Source organism: Kordiimonas aestuarii (assembly GCF_025574465.1).
Classification (GTDB): Bacteria; Pseudomonadota; Alphaproteobacteria; order Sphingomonadales; family Kordiimonadaceae; genus Kordiimonas; species Kordiimonas aestuarii.
Window position 1 is genome coordinate 131198 of the sequence record NZ_JAOBPP010000015.1, and the last position, 18591, is coordinate 149788.

Here is an 18591-nt window from a genome sequence, read left to right on the forward strand (position 1 = left end):
CTAGCACCAAAGGGGTAATGGTCCAAGAAGGAAACTAGCTGTGGCAGACAAAACCACCCGCACCATATGCGAGTGGTTTTGCAATTACCTCAATGGCTTACGCGCAATCTATTCGGCGGCAAAGCGCAGGATTGGCTGGCGCGCGGCCTGTGTCTCGTCAAGGCGGCTCCAAGGCGCATGGTAAGGCGCACCTTCAAAACGGGCGACCTCGCCCGCCTTCGCCGCTTCCGCAAGACCGCGCATGGAACGGATAAACTGATCCATGTTGGTCTTGCTTTCACTTTCCGTCGGCTCAATCAGCATGGCACCATGCACTACCAGCGGGAAGTACATGGTCATCGGGTGGTAACCCTCATCAATCATGGCTTTGGCGAAATCAAGCGTGGTGACGCCCGTGTCTTTGAGGAACCGGTCGTCAAACAGCGCTTCGTGCATGCAGGGGCCATCATAAGACGGGCTCATCACATCCTTGAGTGATGCCAGCACATAGTTGGCGTTCAGCACTGCATCCTCAGACGCCTGCTTGAGACCGTCCGAACCATGGCTCAGCATATAGGAAAGTGCGCGCACATACATGCCCATCTGTCCCTGAAAAGCTGTCAGTCGGCCAAAGGATTTGCCTGTCTGATCTTCCACAATGTCAAAGCCGTCGTCCGTTTTTAAGACATATGGCACTGGAACAAAGTCCTTGAGCGCGTCGGAGAAGACCACCGGCCCAGAGCCCGGCCCACCACCGCCATGCGGGGTTGAGAAGGTTTTGTGCAGGTTGATGTGCATGGCATCCACACCGAGATCACCCGGGCGCGCCTTGCCAACGATAGCGTTAAAGTTGGCGCCATCGCAGTAGAAGAAGGCACCGGCTTTGTGAATCTCATCCGCGATTTCACGCACTTCATTTTCAAACAAGCCACAGGTATTCGGGTTGGTGATCATCACCGCCGCAACGGTGTCATCAAGCGCAGCCTTGAGCGCCTCGAGGTCAACACGGCCATTATCCTTCGCCGGGATCGACTTCACTTTGTAACCGCAGAATGCTGCCGTTGCCGGGTTAGTGCCATGCGCTGATTCAGGGCACAGGACCACCTCACGTGCATCACCGCGGGCTTCAAGCGCCGCGCGGATGGCCATCACGCCACACAACTCACCATGCGCCCCGGCCTTGGGGCTGAGGGCTACGGCGGGCATGCCGGTCAATGTCATCAGCCAGTGGCTTAGCTCATCCATCAACTGATATGCGCCCTGCACCGTACCTTTGGGGGCCAGCGGGTGGATATCGCCAAAGCCCGGCAGACGCGCCACTTTCTCATTCAGGCGCGGGTTATGCTTCATGGTGCACGACCCAAGCGGGAACACACCCATGTCGATGCCATAGTTGCGGCGACTGAGGCGTGTGTAGTGACGTACTGTATCCGGTTCGGCGAGACCGGGACAGCCGATCTCACCGGTGCGCTCAAGCCCACCGCATGAAAGTTCAAGATCGCTCGTATCTTCATAATCCACGCCTGTGGTCTCGGTCGTGCCCAGTTCAAAAATGAGTGGCTCGGCAAGGCGCAGTCCTACATGCCCTGAAAAACTTTCAAATTGTTTGCCGTCACTGCCGCCGGTTGCGGCCGTTGGACGGCCCTGACTATTCATCGCCATTAGAGCACCTCCTCAAGCGCGCCCTTGAGCACGTCAATATCGTCCGCTGTTACGGTCTCGGTTGCCGCCATGATCAAAACATCGTCAAGCCCGTCACCCGCATAAAGGCGCGACGCCGGCACACCGGCAAGAACGCCGCGCTCCGCCAGCGCATCAACCACGCCCGCCGCTGCCTTCGGCAGCTTGACCGCGATCTCGTTGAAGAAGGCATTTGTCAGCACGTCCACGCCGTTCACAGCTTTCATCGCATCCCTGAGAGCGATCGCATTCTTGTGGTTTACCTTCGCCACACCGCGCAGGCCCTTTTCGCCCAGAAGCGTCATGTGGACAGTGAAGGCAAGGGCACAAAGGCCAGCGTTGGTACAGATATTCGACGTCGCTTTTTCACGGCGTATATGCTGCTCACGCGTTGAAAGGGTCAACACAAACCCCCGCTTGCCGTCAGCGTCAACCGTCTGGCCACACAGGCGGCCCGGCATCTGACGCACATATTTCTGGTTGGTAGCAAATAAGCCAACATACGGTCCGCCAAAGTTAAGGCCATTGCCGATGCTTTGGCCTTCACCAACCACAATATCGGCTCCCATTTCACCCGGGCTCTGGATCAGGCCCAGGCTCATGACTTCTGTCACCACCACAACCAGCAAGGCTTTTTTGGCGTGTGCGGCTTCGGCCACCGGGCGCAGGTCAAGCACATGGCCGAACACACCGGGGTTCTGCACCACAACGCAGCTTGTCTCGTCGTCTATCGCGTCGATAACAGCTTTGAGCTCAGCTTCGGGGTCTGCGGGGTTGGGCTTTTGCGCTACAATCACATCTTCGGTGTACTGCGTTGTTGTCTCAACCACCGCACGGTAATGCGCGTGCAAGCTGCCTGCCATGATGGCCTTTTTCCGCCGTGTCACGCGGCGGGCCATCAGCACAGCCTCGGCACAGGCCGTGGAGCCGTCATACATGGAGGCATTCGCCACATCCATGCCGGTCAGTTGCGCAACCTGGGTCTGGAATTCAAAGATATACTGGAGCGTACCTTGCGCGATCTCAGGCTGGTAGGGCGTATAAGCCGTCAGGAATTCACCGCGCTGGATCAGGTGGTCAACGCTTGCTGGCACATGGTGCTTGTAGGCGCCAGCACCCACAAAAAAGGGCACACTGCCTGCGGCCGTGTTTTTGCCAGCCATGCGTGAGAGGTGGCGCTCGACCTCCATCTCTGCCTTATGGCGCGGCAGGTCAATTTCCGGATTCAGGACAGCGTTTGGCACGTCCTTGAAAAGATCATCAATATGGCGGACGCCGATTTTTTCCAGCATGGATTGCCGGTCAGCGGCCGTCAGCGGCAGATAGCGCATGCACCCAACTCCTTAAGTCAAGCGGCCCCAGTTGCGTGTAATGGGCCGCCAAAGAGAAAACGCTGGCGCGGGTTCTTCCCGGCCAGCGCCAAACAGTCTTTAGTCGAGACCCTCGACAAACTCGTTATAAGCTGTCTCGTCCATCAGGTCGTCAAGGTCGCCAACGTCAGCGAGCTTCATTTTAAAGAACCAGCCAGCGTCAAGCGCTGCGGTGTTCACAAGGGCCGGTTCCCCCTCAAGCGCTTCATTGACCTCAACGATTTCGCCCGCAAGTGGTGCATACACTTCGCTGGCAGCTTTGACAGATTCTACAACGGCAACTTCGTCGCCCTTATCGTAGGTCGCGCCAACTTCAGGCAGTTCGACAAACACAACATCGCCCAATGCGTTTTGTGCATAGTCGGTAATACCAACGGTGGCGACATCGCCTTCCACTTCCAGCCACTCATGCTCTTCAGTGAACTTAATCATGGGCCTATCCTCCATAAATCCAGGCTTAAGATGCTTTTTTTGCGCACGTAGCGCTGCTCAATAAACGGTGTTTTTGCGACTACGGCGGCATGCGCCTTGCCGCGGATCATCAACTGCACTTCTGTTCCCTCATCGGCAAATGCCGTGGGAACAAATCCCATCGCTACCGGGCCACCAACCGTAGGGCCAAAACCGCCCGATGTGACGATACCGATCTCATTGCCATCCGCGTCTGCGATAGGGGTACCTTCACGCGCTGGCGCACGCCCTGCGGGCTTGAGACCGACCCGAACCTTGGATGGGCCTTCACTGAGTTCCTTCAGGATGCGCGCCGCACCAGCGAAATCACCATCCTCGCGGCGCTTTTTACCCAGCGCGAAGGTAACACCAGCTTCTACCGGGCTGATGGTTGCGTCAAAATCATGGCCAGAAAGGCACAGCCCGGCTTCAAGGCGCAGGCTGTCACGTGCACCAAGGCCAATAAGCTCAACATCGCCCGAGCGCAAAAGGCGTTCGGCCAGCGCCTTCGCTTCGCTTTCGGGCACAGAAATTTCGTAGCCGTCTTCGCCTGTGTAGCCTGAGCGCGACACCCAGCACACCACGCCTTCAAGCGTGACAGCGGTTGCCTCCATGAAGCCAAGGTCAGCCACTTCGGGGGCGAGTTCTGCCAGCACTGCAACTGCCCTAGGGCCTTGCAGCGCGATAAGTCCGCGGTCTTCAAGCGGCTCCACCGTGATCAGGTGGCCAAGTTTCTCTTCAAGAATGTCATAGTCTTTGTCTTTGCAAGCGGCGTTGACCACCACATACAGCTTGCCGTCCGCGTCATGGGTGCGGGTGACCATCAGGTCATCCTCAATGCCGCCGTCTTCATTGAGCAGCAAGGTATAGCGCATCTTGCCGGGCTTGAGCACCTGCAGGGCACCAGGCATCAGCTTCTCAATGGCTGCCGCAGGGTCAGACCCGTCTTTTGAGTGAATGAAACATTGCCCCATGTGCGACACATCAAAAAGCCCAGCCTTCTCGCGCGTGAATTCATGTTCTTTCATGATGCCCAGCGGATACTGCACTGGCATGGAATAACCAGCAAACGGTACCATCTTGCCACCTTGGGCGACGTGTAAATCATAAAGGGGGGTCTTGAGAAGTGTGTCGTCAGTCATCAGGGCGGCCTCCGCATAAGCAATCTGCCAGTCAAGACCGGCGTCAAGCCCCCTCTGTCACGGTACCTGAGAGATTTGACCAGAGCTACAAATGCAACCCGGCTTACCCCGTCGGTGAGCAACGCACGAGGCGGTGCTGCTTTCCAGAGGGTCACGTAGCCGTGCGGTCCTTTTGCCTGAGAGTTTCCGGGGCGGTTGCTCCTTCGGCGCTGACTTTCGGGTTACCCCGCAGCCAATCTCTCCCGCACAGGCGATGCAGCAAACCCGTAAGGGGCTGATGCGTGACCTGATGTGCCGCGATCATATGCAGGAGACAGGGGCCGGAGTCAATCGCGAAGGAACACTACAAGCAATTAAAAAGGGGCCCTGTGGCCCCTTCCTCAAACCCGCCTCACAAATGGCACGCGTCCTACCGCTCCATGTTAAACACAACGTCCTGTGCATCCATCTGAAAGCCGAGCAGCACTTCATAATTATAGCGCCGGGCCTGGGCAATGGTTGGGATATGTTGCGTTACCACTTCCTTCGAGCGAGCGAAGCCCTTGCTGTCAAAGCGCAGGGTAACCTCAAATACTTCCTTGGAGACGATCTGGCTGTTGTCTTTCAGGATCGCCACGAAATATGGCAGGGTGACCTCCCGGCCACTGAACGCGGGGCCTGACGTCGCGCCGACGTAAAAGGTAACGCGGGAATCAACCGATTCTTCCTCGGTACAGTTGCTTGTCACATCCATGATGGAAGCAGTGTACATCACATCATCGGTGGCGCGGCCTTCACCCTTGAATTGAGTAAGGGTATTCATGTCGCCCACAACAGCAACGGCGGGGCAGCGCGAAACGACGACCTCAAGCGGGCTTCTGTTACAGGCAGCCAGTATGAAAGCAACCGCCGCCAATAGCGCAAAACGAACCGACATTAAAAACCCTTTCAATAAATCACTTGTACCGCAGCGACTTAGCCCAAGCTTCCAGTCACGCCACACGGAATTTGGCGGCGATCATAAAAAGAACATGGCCCAAGCGCAAGCAGGCATCTGGTCGCCATGACTATCTTATCCAGAAAGACCCCATGCCCGCCTTTACCCTTGATGTCGAGCCTAAAATCGAAGGGTGGCAAAAATGGGGCTGGAAAAGCGGACGGAAAAGCATATGCCTGCGCACGCAGCGCCTTGACCCGCGCGGGTATGACAGGTAGCTAAAGGGGGAATTGTTCCCGAGGAGAAGATGCAAATGGCATCGTCAAAGACTGCTCCCCTGCGCATATTGCTGGCCAACCCGCGAGGTTTCTGTGCGGGCGTAGACCGTGCGATCAAGATTGTGGAGCTGGCAATCAAAAAGTTCGGCGCACCCGTTTACGTGCGGCACGAAATTGTGCACAACCGCTATGTGGTTGAAGGACTTGAGGCACAAGGCGCTGTGTTTGTGGACGAACTGTCTGAGGTACCGGACGATGTGCCTGTGGTTTTCTCCGCACACGGTGTGCCAAAGGCAGTACCCGCAGAGGCCGAGGCCCGCAAGATGATATATGTGGACGCCACCTGCCCGCTGGTAAGCAAGGTGCACCGCGAGGTGGAGCGCCACCAGTCGCGCGGCCGCCACATTCTGATGATCGGCCATGCCGGGCACCCCGAAGTCATCGGCACCATGGGGCAGGTTCCCATGGGCTCCATGACCCTGATTGAAACGGTTGAGGATGCCGAGCGCGTGCTGCCGGAAGACGCAAACGAGCTTTCCTTTGTCACCCAGACCACCCTGTCGGTCGATGACACGACCGAGATCGTCGCGGTTCTTGAACGCCGCTTTCCCGGCCTGACCAAACCGAAGAAGGAAGATATCTGTTACGCCACGACCAACAGGCAAGTGGCGGTGAAGGAAGTAGCACGGCAGGCTGACCGTGTGATCGTTATTGGTTCGCGTAATTCGTCGAACAGCCGCCGTCTTGTTGAAGTGTCCGAGAAGGCCGGGTGTCCGGCACGCCTTGTGCTGCGCGCCGCTGATCTTGACTGGGACTGGATCGCGGGCGCCAAGTCGGTTGGTATTTCCGCTGGCGCCAGCGCGCCGGAAATTCTGGTGGAAGAAGTCATCGAGGCCTTGAAAGAGCGCTATGACGCGCGGGTGGAACTGGTAACCACGGCGGAAGAAGACGTGACCTTCAAGGTGCCCCCTATACTGAAGGATGTTGCCTGATGGCGGTTTATACTCAGGTAGACGACCGCACACTCGCTGAGTTTTTGTCCGGATATGACGTTGGCAGTGCCATCAGCTTCAAGGGTATCGCCGAAGGCGTGGAGAACTCGAACTATCTTCTGGAGACGACCAGCGCGCGTTTTATCTTGACGCTGTATGAAAAACGTGCCGACCCTGAAGACCTGCCCTATTTCCTGAACATGATGGAACATCTGGCAGAGCATGACATCCCCTCGCCGCTGCCAATTCGCGACAAGCGCGGTGACGCGCTCAAGATGCTGGCGGGGCGGCCCGCGTGCCTGATCAGTTTCCTCTCCGGTGTCAGTGTCAATTACCCCAGCCCCGACCAGTGCGCCGCGCTTGGCGCCATGCTGGCCCGCATGCATACCGCAACAGAAGGCTTTGCCGAAGTCCGTGAAAATAACCTGTCACTTGAAGGCTGGCATACGCTTGCCGAAGCCACCCACGCACGGGCGGATAAGGTGATGCCGGGTCTTGCTGCGCTGATCGACGATGAACTGACTTATCTTGACGCAAACTGGCCGCCAGGCCTGCCCAAAGGCACGATTCACGCCGACCTGTTTCCGGACAACGTGCTCTTCACCGGCGACGAAATCACCGGGGTGATCGACTTCTACTTCGGCTGCACCGACTATTTCGCCTATGATATCGCCGTGTGCATCAATGCCTGGTGTTTTGACGGCCAGCAACGCTTCGATGCTGTACGCGCTAAACGCCTGACTGAACTTTATGATACTCACAAGCGCCTTTCCGGCCCTGAGGTTGCGGCGCTGCCAACCCTCTGCCGGGGGGCGGCGTTGCGGTTCCTGCTGACGCGGCTATATGACTGGCTGAACCCCGTCAAGGACGCGGTGGTCAAGCCCCACGACCCGATGGAATATGTGCGCAAACTGAAATTCCACCAGCAAGTACGGGACGCAGCCGATTATGTCGTCTAGGAAAAAGACCGTGGATATCTATACCGACGGCGCCTGCTCCGGCAACCCGGGCCCCGGAGGCTGGGGGGCTCTGCTGCTGTATGGTGAACACGAAAAAGAGCTGACCGGCGGCGAAATGGAAACCACCAACAACCGTATGGAACTGACGGCGGCAATTGAAGCGTTGAACGCGCTGTCACGACCCTGCCATATCAAACTGCATACCGACAGCACCTACGTGCGGGACGGCATTACCAAATGGATCCACGGCTGGAAAGCCAAGGGCTGGCGCACGGCCGCTAAAAAGCCGGTCAAAAATGCAGACCTGTGGCAGGCGCTTGACGACGCCGTTGCACGCCATGATATCGACTGGATCTGGGTTAAGGGGCACGCAGGCGACGCGGGTAACGAACGTGCGGACGCCCTGGCAAACCAGGGCATGGCACCTTACAAGCCCTGATGCCGTTTTAGTTACTGCGCTATCATGCCACACGGGGACAAGCGCCTGGTCGTTGACACACCACCAAGCCTCGGCCTATCACATACTTACCGACAGCCATACAAGGCCAACAAGACGTGAAAACGCTTTATCTTCATGCCGGTTTTCCTAAAACCGGATCAAGCTTCCTTCAGACGGTGTTTGCCCGGAATACACAGTTCATGGCGGAAACATTGGACATCGACTACCAACAGGTCGATGACAACGCCACGGAGAGAGCGAAAGAAGGCAGGATATCATCCGGCAATGGAAACTGGTTCGTGGCTCACCTGTCGCAGGGCATGGCGGTCGAAGATGCATTGGCTCCCTATCTGTCAGGTGGCAGGACCAACAGCCTGATATCAAATGAAAACCTCTCTCATCTACCAGAGCGTACCCTGGAAGAAATACGCAAGGCAGCGATGGATTATGGGTATAAGGTCCATGCTATTGCTTTTGTGCGTGATCCATTTGAATTGGCTATTTCCGCCTACCTGCAGAGTGTCAAAAGAGGTACGATCAAGCTGCCCTTTGAAAAGTGGAGCACCCGCTTCAAATATAAGCACGATAAATTCAGCGCGCTGTTCGGCAGCATTTTCGAGACATTTACCGTTGCCGATTACGGCGAGCATAAAAACAGGCTGGGCGCTGCTTTTTTCGATCTACTCGGCTTTGACGGCGAAACCGTGCCCAACCTGCCAGAACTAACGGTGAACCGGTCCATATCAGCAGAAGAATGCGATTTTCTACTCAAATTAAATGCGCAGCACGACAATGCAGCCTACGCCCGCAGGGTCTCGGATTATCTGGTTGAGAACCACGCTTTCACGGGCACCCCGGTTGAACACACATGGGAAAGTTTCGTGGCGGTATGCAGGGCGATGAAACTCACGCCGAAAGTGGAAGCTGAAAAACGCGGCTTCAAGCCATCTGGAAAGCACCGCAGCGCGGAAGCCGCGATGCTGGCCGCACGACGCATCCAAAGTGCGTTATGCGAGCTGGTGATGGATATAGACGCAGAGCGGAAATCGCTTCGCGCGATCATTCCACACGACATAGCGGAAGAACGGCTGGGACGAAACGACCTCCCGCAACCAGAACAGTTCGTCCCAATGACGAAGCTGCTGTCATTGCGATCGCGGAACCGCATACTACGGGCGAAAAACTTCTGCTTCGAAGCTTTCTCCGCAAAAAGCGTCAAACGCCAACAAGCCTTGGTCTGTGAAGGATGTGATGGCCTGGAAACAACGTCGGAATTCAAGGCCATCATCAAGTTTCTTGTGCGGCGGAGGCAATATCACGCAGCATTATGGGCCAATGAATGTGCAACAAAGGCCGGGCTGAAAAACATCATCTCCCAGTCCGAACAGGATGGCTTGAAAGCAGAAGTTTCCAGTAGACGCGTCAAGCTGCCAAGCTTCAAAAAAGTCAAGTCCAGTTGATCACTGGTAATCAGTCATTCTGAAAGATATAGTGCTACCCATAAAGAAATAACCAGTGGGGAGATCATATGCGGACGTCCGGTCTTGGACTTGCTGCCGTCATAGGCCTGTTTTTCACTTTACCCGCCAGTGCCGACCTCGGCTCTGCGCTCGACAATAGCTTGCCTCAGGCTATTGAGAAGGAACTAACTTCGCCTACGGTAACCGGCATTACCGTTGCCGTCGGAAAGGGTGAGCATGTTGTTTATGCGGCGGGCTTTGGAACAGCGAACATTGAAACTGGCGAAGCTGTAAACGCCAGTACACAGATGCGCGTCGGCAGTATTTCAAAAGTCTTCACCGCCGCTCTTGTCGGCAAACTCTACGAAGCGGGTAAACTGGATCTCGACGTATCCATCGGAACATACGTCCCCAGCTTCACAAAAAAGCGGTGGCCTGTCAGCATCCGTCAGGCATCTGCGCATATGGGAGGTGTCCGCCACTACAAAGGCGACGAATTTCTCAACACCCATCACTATGACACTGTCACCGATGGCATTCAGATGTTCGCCGCGGACCCCCTGGCATTTGAACCTGGCACGCGAGTTTCCTATTCAAGCCATGCATGGAACCTGATCAGCGCGGCCCTTGAAGGGGCTGCGGACGAGGATTTCCTGCCGATGATGACGCGCGATATATTCAAGCCGCTTGAAATGTACGACACTGCAGCGGAGGACGTGACGCGTGTCTTTCCCCAGCTGTCAGCTTTTCATTCAAGCGACAATGATACGCCGGTTATCGCGCCATTTGTTGACAACAGCTACAAGTGGGCTGGTGGCGGCTTTATTGCCACGGCCTCGGACGTAGCACGCTTCGGGCTCGCGCATACCGAACCAGGGTTTCTCAAACAGGAGACGTTGGATCTACTGTTCACCGAGCAGTTCACCAAAAATGGTTCACCTGCCGGGTTTGGCATTGGCTGGATGACCGCTAGTAACATGCATGCACGCCTTATTCGTGACGGTCTGACGGAATATACCCCCATCGTGCACGAGCATCTTGTCTGGCACTCTGGCGGGTCCATGGGCGGCGTAGCGCTATTGCTGGTTGACCCTGAGCATGACATTGCTATTGCCCTGATGGCGAACCACGGTGGCGCGTTCCCTGCCCTCCTGCGCACGGGGCTTTACACCCTCGCGATTGCAGTGTCCGAGCAATAACAAAAGGCGCCGCCCTTCGGCAGCGCCTTGTTTGACTATCAGACTTCCTTACTTGGAAAAGGTTTGCCCGAAAAAATCTCCATCATTCCAGGTCGGCCGCTCATCAGCATTCGCCACAGCGTTAACAATCAACCAGTTCACCTTCGCAAACTTGGCGCCAGCTTCATAATTGATAGCCTGTGTCAGATCATCATGGGGTGAATGGTACGTCTTGCCCAGAAACTCCCGAAAAATGGCGCCGCCATCTTCGCCAAGTGTGGTCTTGCCCCAGCCAGTCACCAGGAACACCGACGGAATCCCCTGTTGCACAAAGCGGTAGTGGTCGCTGCGCGTGAAAATGCCTTCTTCCGGCATCGGGTCCGGGCTCAGGCTCAGGCCTATCTCTGCCAGTGCCTTATCGGTAACCGGCCCCAAGCTGCTACGATCTGCACCGAAGGCTACAACATCGCTGAAATCATAGAGAAGAATCGGCATATCGAGGTTAACGTTTGCCACCAGGCTGCTTTTCTCAACCGTTGGGAAATGAGCAAAATACTCGGCGCCCAGAAGGCCTTTTTCTTCCGCCACCACAGCGGCGAACAGGATGGAGCGGCGCGGTTTCACATCCGCACGCGCGTATGCCCGTGCGACGTCCATCATCACGGCCACTCCCGTTGCGTTGTCAATTGCTCCGTTATTGACCTTGTCATCCCCTTTTGGATGCAGGCTTTCACCGATATGGTCCAGGTGCGCCGACAGAACAACATATTCATCCTTGAGCGTAGGGTCGGAACCCTCGATCACACCCAGCACGTTCGGGCTATAAAACACCTCTGAGAGCACACTCTCCAGCTTGATATGGGCTTTAACAGCTGTATCAAACCCTTCAGGCGCGCCAACTTCAGCTTCGTTCATCACCTCCTCGAAGGACTTGCCCGCTGCTGTGAAAATGGTTTTGGCAACATCATGGCTGATGGAAGCCGACGCCGCGATCACGGGTGCCCCCTCGCTTTCAGTTGCAGGCATCACCCAGTCAAAGGTTTCATAGTCGAGATATTTTTTCAGCCGGGAGAATGGGCGGCGCTTTTCATTGGACAGCGAATTCACCGTGATATAGCCAACCGCCCCGCGCTTGGCGAGTTCAGCCTTCTTGGTGGTCGACGAGCCGTGATGCGCGCGGATTTCGGTCTGGAAAGTTGTTGGCGCACCGGAAATTACCAGCACTATCTTACCGTCAAGGTCCAGCCCTTCGAGGTCGTCATGGCCAAGTTCGGGCGCGTAAATACCGTACCCCGCAAATACAATATCACCAGTCTGATCGCCTGCGGGAGCTCGTACATCGCCGCCCACATAATAATCGTCACCGAGTGTCAGGGCTTTTTCATCGCCGCCTATGGTCAACGACATGGTGGCGGTTTCCTGGTTCAGTTTCGCCTTCTGAAACGGAACTTCCTGAAAATAGGAACCGTCGGTGCCCGCTGGCTTCAGGCCGAGCCGCGCATATTCCGCTGCAACATAGTTTGCAGCGATGCGATAGCCTTCGCTACCGGTATCGCGACCGCGTAGCAAATCATCCGCCAAAAAAGTGACGTCCGCTTCGATGCGGTCCGCGCTAAAGGATGGAATAGTGCTATCCGACGTTGCCTTTTCAACTTGCGCACCGGTACAAGCTGCAAGTGCTGCAAGCGTCAGCACCGAAAGGCCCTTGCGCAATTTCATTTTTATTTTCACGTGTCTTTTTCCCAAATATAACGCCGCACACCCCCATGTACAGCATACCGAGAGCCCCAACCCGGGGCTTACCCCATTCACAAGCTGCCGAGGATAATTGGGTAAGCGGATTAGTCAATCACAGCAGCAAAAGTGTGCGACAAAACGAGCGTCTGATGCGGTCAGTGTTGCCTCAACGCGTCGACAATGGCCCACATGCGGTCTTGGCCCCATAGCGTTTCATTGCCGATGCGGAACGTTGGCACTCCCCAACTACCGCTCATCAACATCATCTGTCGGTTCTTTTCGGCAAGTGGCCCCCATATATCGGCTGACATTGCGCCTGAAAGCTTAGACGGGGAAATACCCGCGCGTTCCAGAACACGGCTTAGGCCGCCATCAGTCGCGCCATCAATACCTTCCGCAAACGCAGCCCTGGTAAACGCCTTGAAGAACGCGAGGTCCTCACCGTCCTCCGCCAGCCTGAAACCCAGCGCCATCGCGCGTTTGGTAGCATGCCCCAGTGGGTCCACTATGCGCCCGAAGGGCAAGTTTTCCAGTCGTGCCTCGCGCGCTGTATCATGCAAAATATAACCAGCTTTGGCTGGCGGCACCTTTAGCCCGCGCATCACCATGGGCATTACGGGCCTGAGCTTTAGCCGAAGCCCTGTCGCCGCCGCCAGGTCGGCTGCGTGATGCAAACCCAGATAGCTGTATGGACTGCGCACTGAAAAATAGAGCTCCAATGTCCGACCGGAGACGCTGCGGTCCAAATTCTCCAGATCATACCGCCATAAACGTGTCAGCTCAAAATGCACTTCGCTGTCACCAAGTGACAATCGGTTCAGGCGCCTCTCCAGATGGTCTAACCGGTCCAGCCCTGGGTAAAACTCACCGCCATAAAACACATTGCCCGAAGCATAATGGCCAAGCGTACGTAACAGTCCTTCATTGTCCTGGAGGATTTTTTCGTCAATATCCGCTGCCACACAAAGCGTACGCACCGCTTTGATATCCTGCTGCCAAAGGGCGGCACCTACTTCCTCTGCGACCGAGAAAAAGTTCGGGTCGTCCTGCAATTTGGCCAAATGGCGGTTCGCCATCCCCACCGCCAGCCTGTCAGGCACTGTCGCGCTGGAGGGAAAGCCGAGACCATAAAGCCGCGCAAGGCGCGCCGCATCCAAAATGCTGTAGGCTTCAAACCGTTGAGGGTCCGGGTACATGTTCGCCGGCAGTCGCTCCACCACCAACGGGCGGATCGTGACGTCGAAACGCGCGGCTAGATCAGGTAATACCTGCACCATCAGCTGGCTATATGGATCATCCGCACGGTGAAAATATATGAGCTCATGCGGCATCCGTCGAATGCGTCGCCCCAGCTCAGCGCTGCCGCGCCTGAACTGAAGCCGCGCACCGCTTGTCAACCAAGCGGCCGCAAAAGATTTCATCGTGCTGGCCAAAGTCATGGAATGCTGATGGTCGAAAAAATTGCCCCTGTCAATCGTCGACAGGTTCTACCGTCAATACGGTGCCTTCAACAGCTTTAACCTTCACTCGTGTACCTTCCGGCGCATCAGGCCCCTCTGCGAGCCAGCGGCTATCCCCTACCGTAACATGCCCCCGACCATTGATGATTGGTGAGCACACCGAATAAATGCGTCCTACATGGCTACGTCCGCGTGTATTGACCGTAGGTTCTCCCGCCTCTTTAAAGCGGTTATAGAAATAGCGGTTTCCAATATAGATGGATGCCGCACCAAACACCGCGAAGACAAGGCCATGCCCATCAAACCCCATGCCTGGCATAAAAAACGCGACCAGCCCCGTAGCCAGGCCCGCGACACCGATCCACAAAAGATAGACGCCGGGAATAACCATCTCACCTGCCAGCAGCAGGAGGCCAAGCCCCCACCACAGCCAGTGGGCGTTCTCAGCCCCCCATATAAACAGCTCTTCCATATACCTACTCCGTCCGCGGGACACTACCGACCGAACGACGTGGCGTTCCATCCTTGTTCAGTTCCTTGAACAGCTCAGAAATACCACCCAGCGAGCTGATAATGCCCGTTGTCTCCATTGGCATGAAGATAAGCTTTTCATTTGGGGACCGCGCAAAGCCATGCAAGGCCTCGACATATTTCTGCGCCACAAAATAGTTGATCGCTTGTGCGTTACCTTCCCCGATTGCCTTGGAGACCATCTCGGTCGCCTTTGCCTCGGCTTCGGCTTCGCGCTCCCGCGCTTCAGCGTCCTTATAGGCAGCTTCTCTGCGCCCTTCAGCCTGCAAAATAGCCGCCCTTTTTTGGCCCTCTGCGCGTTTAATCTCCGACTCCCGTTGACCTTCGGCCTCAAGAATAGCTGCGCGTTTCTCGCGCTCTGCTTTCATTTGGCGCGCCATGGCGTCGACGATATCTCTGGGGGGTTCTATGTCCTTGATTTCGATACGGGTAATCTTGACACCCCAAGGCTGCGTGGCCTCATCGACAACACTCATCAGTCGCGCATTGATGTCATCACGCTTGGACAAAAGCTCATCAAGGTCCATGGAGCCCATCACCGTTCGCAGGTTGGTCATGGTGAGATTAAGGATGGCAAGCTGAAGGTTATTTACCTCATAGCTGCCCTTGGAGGCATCCAGCACCTGATAAAAAACCACGCCGTCCGCAGCCACCATGGCGTTATCGCGAGTGATGACTTCCTGTGTTGGAATATCAAGCACCTGCTCCATCATCAGCATCCTGTGTCCTACTCGGTCAACAAGCGGCATGATAAGATGAAGCCCCGGCGACAAAGTACCCGTATAGCGTCCAAACCGTTCGATGGTATATTCATACCCCTGCTTGACCATGACCACGCCTGAAAAAATCAGGACAACCATGAACAGGACAACCAAACCTACTACTACTGACGACATTTCAAGCATGGCTTATGCCTCCCCCACCGGTTGATGCCTATCATACCCATGTATGATATAATACGTATATAGGTATAGTGGGCTCAGCAAAAAAGGGTGGCATTTGCCACCCTTTTCTAATGCTGACTCCGGAACTTCAGGATCAGAGCTGCGTTAGCATGTGTTCCGCACTTGAAACCTGAAATGCACCTGGCTCCTCAATATTGAGCTCGGCAACCGTACCGTCATCGACAATCATCGAGAAACGCTTGGAGCGTTTCCCCATGCCAAAACCAGAAGCATCCATGTCCAGGCCCATCGCTTCAGCAAAGGCGGCATTGCCGTCTGCAAGCATGGTTACCTTGCCATTTACGCCCGCACTTTTTCCCCAGGCATCCATGACAAAAACATCGTTCACCGCCACGCAGGCGATCTCAGTCACGCCTTTCCCGCGAATGCCGTCAGCATTCTCTACGAAACCCGGCAGGTGTTTAGCAGAACATGTCGGCGTGAAGGCTCCCGGCACCGAAAAAAGCGCAACCTTGCGGCCGGCGAAATATTCGTCTGTAGAAATTGGTCCTGGGCCATCTGCTGTCATTGTCGTGAGTGTGGCAGAAGGAATCTTGTCACCAACTTTAATCGTCATCATATGCTCCTGAAGGTCGCGTGAGTAAGGGGTCACTTTATAAGGATACAAGGCAGCCTGCAAAGCCACTTAAGGCTCAAGCTTCATTTTTTTGTCGATCGCACGACCGCCGCCATCCGCGAATGTCAATCGTACGGTCTGGCCCCGCAGGTCTTTCGGCTTTTTACCGGTCATGGCAAAAAGCACAAAACGTGCCTCGGTACCGTCCTGCAAGAGATGAATTTGCGGCGCGCCGAAGTGGAACATTTCACCAGCCTCAGCCAGCATATCGGCATTCGAGAGGTCTGAATCCGCCTCGGCTTCGATGACAATGCGCTGATGACCGGGCGTGCCCGTTACCTTGGCCGAAGATATGCGAAGTCCGCCCGCATCACCTTCCCGCGTCGGCACTTGTGCAAGCCATGCCTCCAGCCGAATATCATGGCCTGATACCTCTGGCGCCAAATCTTCGCCTGCCAGCTCATAGCGGGCTTCAAAGGGGACACATATGTCTTTGCAGACCATGAAGTCCGCTTTGACTGCCAGCATCCCGCTTTCAGGTGGGGACACATAAAAAGGCAGCATGACCTTGTCTGCGTAGCCATATGTCTCAAGACCAAATAGTTCAAACCTGTGTGGATAGGGAAATTCGATATCGACGGGTTCGCCGTTCACACTCACACGAACGGGCAACCCCGCTTCCCCAGGCGAGCGCCAGTATGTCTTCCATCCGGGCGCCAGGTCTGCTTCCCATGCGAGCAATACCTTACTGCCCTTGGTCAAGTCGCCCGACGCCGACACAAGGCGCGTTTTAAGCATGCCCTGATGGTCCTGCCATGGCGTTTCCGCCGCCACCGCGACAGACGACAGGTACAGAATACTCATTACAAATGCGACTAAGCGCATGTCACGCTCCTTGTTTTATTCAGGCTGTATGTAGCAACTCGCCAACGGTCCCGCCAGTAGCCTTTCTTCACATTGCCGTTAATGGAGCGGAAAATGGCCACCATTTGTGAGCACAAGTATATGCGTGCTAATTGCGTACTGCTCCCATACGCGTTAGGATTGGCAAAGATAGAGAGAGGCATATGACGTCATCGACTTTTTTGGACAGCAAACTTCTACTGGCGATGCCCAGCATGACCGACCCTCGATTTGAGCGTAGCGTAATTTATCTATGCTCACACGATGCATCTGGAGCTATGGGGCTGATCATTAATCAGGCGTTTTCCGGCCTGACATTTGAAAGCCTTCTGGAACAGCTCGATATCGAGGTAGAGGGCACAGTGCCCGAAATTCCCATCCATACGGGCGGGCCCGTGGAACCCGGCCGTGGTTTTGTGCTCCACAGTGCTGACTTTGTTCAGGAGAGCACACTCGTCGTCTCTGAAACGCTGGCACTATCCGCGACCGTCGATATTCTTCAGGCGTTAGCTGCCGGGCAAGGCCCCCGCCACCATTTGATGGCCCTGGGTTATGCGGGTTGGGGCGCTGGGCAACTGGAGCAGGAAATCCAGTCCAACTCCTGGTTAACTGCCGAAGCTGACGACGAAATCATCTTCAATACAGAACTTGAGCAAAAGTGGCCCCGCGCCATGGCAATGCTTGGCGTGAATATATCGATGCTATCGTCGGATGCTGGCCATGCCTGAAGCAAAACAGACCTAGGCCGTAAACTCATAAAAGGGATTCCCAAACAGGCGAAGATATGATTCAACGCTTCTCAAATCATTGAGGAGGTTTTGATGCGCCGCCGCCGGTATGAACTGACAGATTATGAATGGTCGATCATAGAGCCTTTGCTGCCGAACAAGCCGCGCGGGGTGCCTAGGGTGGATGACCGCCGGGTGATCAACGGCATCTTGTGGCGCTTTCGGGCGGGAACGCCGTGGGCAGACATTCCCGAAAGATATGGTCCCTACACCACCTGCTACAACCGGTTTGTCCGCTGGCGCAAGGCCGGGGTGTGGGACCGACTGTTCGAGGCGGTGAGCAAAGCCCATGACGGTGACATCATTATGATCGACAGCAGCTGTGTCCGTGTGCATCAACAAGGGGCCACGGCAAAAAGGGGGATCAGGACGATGGCTGCATGGGCCGTTCCCGGGGTGGACTGACCACCAAAATCCACGCCCTCGTCGATGCGGATGGTCTGCCGATCAGGCTTTCGCTGACTGCTGGACAGACCCACGACAGCAAACCGGCCCTTGATCTGATTGAGGACATCAAGGAGGAAGCGATCTTGCTCGCTGACAAAGCCTATGATACCGACGCGCTTCGTGCCTTCACCACAGCGCGCAGAGCTTGGGCCAATATTCCGCCAAAAGCCAACCGCAAGCAGTCCTTTACCTTCAGTAAATGGCTGTACCGACACCGTAATCTCGTCGAGCGTTTCTTCAATAAGCTCAAGCACTATCGGGGCATTGCAACGCGCTATGACAAAAACCCGGAGAATTTCCTCGCCGCTGTAAAACTGGCTTCAGTCTGTATCTGGTTGAAAAATTATGAGTCTACGACCTA

18 protein-coding genes and 2 riboswitches are annotated in these 18591 nt (G+C 55.6%); of the genes, 7 read left to right on the forward strand and 11 right to left on the reverse strand.

All coding sequences use genetic code 11. The features are described 5' to 3' along the window. Positions 1–108 precede the first annotated feature (108 nt). From gcvPB to OEU85_RS04665, 5 genes are all read right to left on the reverse strand, one after another. The gene (gcvPB, locus tag OEU85_RS04645; protein ID WP_262690283.1) at positions 109–1641 is read right to left on the reverse strand and encodes an aminomethyl-transferring glycine dehydrogenase subunit GcvPB; all 1533 of its coding nucleotides are present in this window, start codon (positions 1639–1641) and stop codon (positions 109–111) included. After that, positions 1641–2990, reverse strand: a complete 1350-nt coding sequence (gene gcvPA / locus OEU85_RS04650) for an aminomethyl-transferring glycine dehydrogenase subunit GcvPA (RefSeq protein ID WP_262690284.1) — start codon at positions 2988–2990, stop codon at positions 1641–1643. The genes gcvPB and gcvPA overlap by 1 nt, the downstream gene beginning before the upstream one ends. Positions 2991–3089: 99 nt before the next feature. Further along, a complete protein-coding gene (gene gcvH, locus OEU85_RS04655; protein ID WP_317277411.1) occupies positions 3090–3461 on the reverse strand; it encodes a glycine cleavage system protein GcvH in 372 nt (123 codons plus the stop codon). Next, positions 3458–4621 (reverse strand): glycine cleavage system aminomethyltransferase GcvT, encoded by a 1164-nt coding sequence (gene gcvT / locus OEU85_RS04660; RefSeq protein ID WP_262690286.1) that lies wholly within the window; start codon positions 4619–4621, stop codon positions 3458–3460. Before gcvT ends, gcvH begins: the two co-directional genes overlap by 4 nt. A gap of 44 nt (positions 4622–4665) precedes the next feature. Further along, positions 4666–4775: riboswitch (glycine riboswitch) on the reverse strand. Continuing rightward, a riboswitch (glycine riboswitch) is annotated at positions 4776–4876 on the reverse strand. Positions 4877–5030: 154 nt separating this feature from the next. Continuing rightward, entirely contained in the window at positions 5031–5537 is a 507-nt protein-coding gene (locus tag OEU85_RS04665) for a hypothetical protein (RefSeq protein WP_262690287.1), read from the reverse strand. A gap of 313 nt (positions 5538–5850) precedes the next feature. Between OEU85_RS04665 and ispH the strand changes: the two genes are divergently transcribed. From ispH to OEU85_RS04690, 5 genes are all read left to right on the forward strand, one after another. After that, positions 5851–6807, forward strand: a complete 957-nt coding sequence (ispH, locus tag OEU85_RS04670) for a 4-hydroxy-3-methylbut-2-enyl diphosphate reductase (RefSeq protein WP_262690288.1) — start codon at positions 5851–5853, stop codon at positions 6805–6807. Further along, a complete protein-coding gene (gene thrB / locus OEU85_RS04675; RefSeq protein ID WP_262690289.1) occupies positions 6807–7766 on the forward strand; it encodes a homoserine kinase in 960 nt (319 codons plus the stop codon). Before ispH ends, thrB begins: the two co-directional genes overlap by 1 nt. Next, entirely contained in the window at positions 7756–8205 is a 450-nt protein-coding gene (gene rnhA / locus OEU85_RS04680; RefSeq protein WP_394805382.1) for a ribonuclease HI, read from the forward strand. Before thrB ends, rnhA begins: the two co-directional genes overlap by 11 nt. A gap of 116 nt (positions 8206–8321) precedes the next feature. Further along, positions 8322–9665 carry a hypothetical protein gene (locus OEU85_RS04685; RefSeq protein ID WP_262690291.1) on the forward strand — a complete coding sequence of 448 codons (1344 nt, stop codon included), beginning with the start codon at positions 8322–8324 and terminating at the stop codon, positions 9663–9665. A gap of 68 nt (positions 9666–9733) precedes the next feature. Further along, positions 9734–10864, forward strand: a complete 1131-nt coding sequence (locus tag OEU85_RS04690; RefSeq protein ID WP_262690292.1) for a serine hydrolase domain-containing protein — start codon at positions 9734–9736, stop codon at positions 10862–10864. Positions 10865–10912: 48 nt separating this feature from the next. Here OEU85_RS04690 and OEU85_RS04695 read toward each other — a convergent pair whose 3' ends face one another. The 6 genes from OEU85_RS04695 to OEU85_RS04720 all read right to left on the reverse strand — a co-directional run bounded on the left by OEU85_RS04695 (position 10913) and on the right by OEU85_RS04720 (position 16977). Continuing rightward, on the reverse strand, positions 10913–12562 hold the full coding sequence (locus OEU85_RS04695) for a M28 family metallopeptidase (RefSeq protein WP_262690293.1): 1650 nt from the start codon (positions 12560–12562) through the stop codon (positions 10913–10915). Between the two features lie 173 nt (positions 12563–12735). After that, positions 12736–14001, reverse strand: a complete 1266-nt coding sequence (locus OEU85_RS04700) for a DsbA family protein (RefSeq protein ID WP_262690294.1) — start codon at positions 13999–14001, stop codon at positions 12736–12738. A gap of 49 nt (positions 14002–14050) precedes the next feature. Continuing rightward, positions 14051–14512, reverse strand: a complete 462-nt coding sequence (locus OEU85_RS04705) for an NfeD family protein (RefSeq protein ID WP_262690295.1) — start codon at positions 14510–14512, stop codon at positions 14051–14053. A gap of 4 nt (positions 14513–14516) precedes the next feature. Further along, a complete protein-coding gene (locus tag OEU85_RS04710; RefSeq protein ID WP_262690296.1) occupies positions 14517–15476 on the reverse strand; it encodes an SPFH domain-containing protein in 960 nt (319 codons plus the stop codon). Between the two features lie 133 nt (positions 15477–15609). Further along, entirely contained in the window at positions 15610–16092 is a 483-nt protein-coding gene (locus OEU85_RS04715; RefSeq protein ID WP_394805383.1) for a peroxiredoxin, read from the reverse strand. Between the two features lie 69 nt (positions 16093–16161). Beyond that, positions 16162–16977: a protein-disulfide reductase DsbD domain-containing protein gene (locus tag OEU85_RS04720; protein WP_262690298.1), complete on the reverse strand. Its 816-nt coding sequence runs from the start codon at positions 16975–16977 to the stop codon at positions 16162–16164. Positions 16978–17159: 182 nt separating this feature from the next. Here OEU85_RS04720 and OEU85_RS04725 point away from each other — a divergent pair, with 182 nt between their 5' ends. Together OEU85_RS04725 and OEU85_RS04730 are read left to right on the forward strand one after the other, a co-directional pair. Further along, a complete protein-coding gene (locus tag OEU85_RS04725) occupies positions 17160–17723 on the forward strand; it encodes a YqgE/AlgH family protein (RefSeq protein ID WP_262690299.1) in 564 nt (187 codons plus the stop codon). Positions 17724–17816: 93 nt separating this feature from the next. Beyond that, positions 17817–18591 (forward strand): IS5 family transposase gene (locus OEU85_RS04730; RefSeq protein WP_262689381.1). Its coding sequence is split into 2 segments (ribosomal slippage), with 776 coding nucleotides annotated over them: positions 17817–18132 and positions 18132–18591; the frame shifts between segments, so codons are not numbered across the junction. This gene is flagged as partial in the annotation.